Annotated in this window: 1 protein-coding gene; it reads right to left on the bottom strand. The window is 70.2% G+C overall.

Annotated features, from left to right (window positions below; all coding sequences use genetic code 11):
* Nucleotides 1-30: 30 nt before the first annotated feature.
* A partial coding sequence (locus AC1RRV_RS22550) for an Ig-like domain-containing protein (RefSeq protein ID WP_492861887.1) occupies nt 31-2,804 on the bottom strand: 2,774 nt, incomplete at its 5' end.

The following is a 2,804-nucleotide window of genomic DNA, read 5'->3' as shown; positions in this document are numbered from 1 at the left end:
CCCCCCTGGTAGGTTTGGATTTGGTTTTGTTTAGCCGAGGATCGGGGCGCTGGACGGGGCGTAGACACCGATGATGTCGACGTTGTGGGTTGCGCCGTCGGCCAGGTCGGTGAGGAAGGCCTCGTTGGCCAGGGCGTACTTGCCGACGTCGGCCTTGGCGGCTTCGGCCAGCAGCCAGCCGACCATGGCGGCCTTGGTGCCCAGGTCGTCGTGGCCGTAGCTGGCGAAGTAGGTCGCCCGCGTGCCGCCGCCGACCGTGCCGTCGAGGATCAGGTGGATCTTCTCGTCGGTGGCGCCGGCCGAACCGAAGATCTCGGCATAGGCCTTCTTGGTGGCGTCGAACAGGCTCAGCGAGCCGTAGCTGGCCGTGAACGCGGCCTTGCCGGCGCCGTCGTGACCCAGATTGACCGCGAAGTTGATGTAGCGGTTCTCGAGGTTGAACGACTGGTAGTAGGCGCTGTTGAGGTTGTTGGGGTTGGGGCCGTCAGCCGCCACCAGGTAGTCGATACCCGCTTCGCTGGGGATCTTGCCGGTGAAGAACTGGTAGCTCAGCGTCGCCACCGAGGTGGTGCCGTCGGCCAGGTCGACGACCTGGGTCAGGGCCTGGCTGTAGGACAGCTCGCCGGTGGCCAGCTTTTCCAGCAGGCTCAGCATCAGCGGCGCGTCCTTGGCCGTCACCGGACCGTCCATGATGTTCTCATAGGCGGTCTGGAGGTTGGCCGCGTCGGCTTGACCTTGGGCCGGGGTCGGCGAGGCGTTGTAGCTGGCCGCGCCGCTGGTGCCGACATTGCCGGCCGAGTCGGTCACCGAGGCCGTCAGGCTGTGGGGACCCGAGGCGGGCATGGTGGCGCTGACGCTGAAGGTGCCGTCAGCGGCCACGACGCCCGTGCCCAGGGTGACCGAGCCTTCACGGATGGTCACCGTGCGACCCACTTCCGACAGACCGGCGGTGCCGGTGACGGCGGCCGTCAGGCCCGGGCCGACCGCGCCGGTGATGGTCACCGTCGGGGCGACCGTGTCCAGGGTCAGGTTGATGACGTTGCTGGACACGCCGGCGATCTGGGCCGTCAGGACGTGCAGGCCGTCAGCGCCCAGGTCGCCCGATTGGACGGTCCACGAGCCGTTGGCTTGCACCACGCCGGTGCCGCGGATCGTGCCGCCTTCCAGCAGGGTGATGGTCTGGCCGGCCTGGCTGGCGGTGGCCGTACCGCTGACCAGCGGGGTGCTGTCGTTGGTGATGCCGCCGTTGCCGATGATCACCACGCCGGTTTCGTCAGCGTCGGTGACCCGCACGCCCAGGGCCTTGGTCACGGCGTTGCCCGCCGCGTCGGTGGCCGTCAGCGTCACCCGGTAGAAGTTGCTGCCGTCGGCGCTGGTCGGCGCCTCGAAGTTCGGCGGCGACTTGAAGGTCAGAGCCCCCGTGGTCGGGTTCAGGTCGAACACGCCCGCATCGACGCCGCTCAGGCTGTAGGCCACGGCGGTCGCGTCGGTGGCGGTGGCCGTATAGACCGTGCCGCCGCCGTTCTCGCCGAAGATCACCAGGTCGCCCGAGGTGATCACCGGAGCCAGGGTGTCGATCGTCACGCTGTAGCTCGCCGCGGCGCTGACATTGCCCGCCAGATCGACCGCCGTCGCCGTGAGGGTGTGAGCCCCCACGCTCAGGGCCGAGGTCGCGAACGTCCAGTCACCGTCGACATTGGCCGTGGCCGTGCCCAGCACCGTGGCGCCTTCGCGGATGGTCACGGTGGCGCCGGCTTCGGCCGTGCCCGACAGGGTCGGGGTGGTGTCGTTGGTGGCGCCGCCGTTGGCCACGCCGCCCAGCACCGGACCCACGTCGTCGATCGCGCCGATCGTCGGCGTCGCGGCCGAGGTGTCGACATTGATCGTGTAGGTCGTCGAGGCGGCGCTGATGTTGCCGGCCGCGTCGGTGGCCGTCGCCGTCAGACCGTGGGCCCCCACCGCCAGGGCGGCGGTGGTGAACGACCAGGCGCCGGCGCCGTTGGCCGTGGCCGTGCCCAGCAGGGTGGCGCCGTCATAGATCGACACCGTCGCGTTGGCCTCGGCCGTGCCCGACAGGGTCGGGGTGGTGTCGTTGGTCCACCAGCCGCTGGCCACCGAACCGGTCACCGGCAGCACGTCGTCGCTGATGGTGGCGATGGTCGGGGCGACCGGAGCGGTGGTGTCGACGGTGACCGTGAAGGCCGCCGAAGCGCCGCTGATGTTGCCCGCCGCGTCCGTGGCCGTCACCGTCAGGCTGTGAGCCGCTTGGCTCAGAGCGCTGGTGGTGTAGGTCCAGGCGCCGGCGCCGTTGGCCGTCGTCGTGCCCAGCAGGGTGGCGCCGTCATAGACCGACACCGTCGCATTGGCCTCGGCCGTGCCCGACAGGGTCGGGGTGGCGTCGTTGGTGAAGCCGCCGTTGGCCACCGCGCCCGCCACCGGGGTGACGTCGTCGTTGAGGCCGGCGATCGCCGGGGTGGTCGGCGCGGTGGTGTCGATGCTGACGTTGTAGACACCCGAGGCCAGGCTGACATTGCCCGCCGCGTCCGTGGCCGTCGCCGTCAGGGCGTGGTCGCCCTGCAGCAGGACCGTGGTCGTGTAGCTCCAGGCGCCGGCGCCGTTGGCCGTGGCCGTGCCCAGCAGGACCGCGCCATCATAGATGCTGATGATCGCATTGGCCTCGGCCGTGCCCGACAGGGTCGGGGTGGTGTCGTTGCTGAAGCCGTTGTTGGCCACAGCGCCGCTGACCGGGTCGACATTGTCGGCCACGCCCGTGATCGACGGCGCGTCCGGGGCCACCAGGTCGA

Source organism: Caulobacter sp. GW821-FHT11E10, from assembly GCF_058808375.1.
Note: the sequence above shows the minus strand (reverse complement) of the source record. Positions and strands in the feature narration are given on the sequence as shown.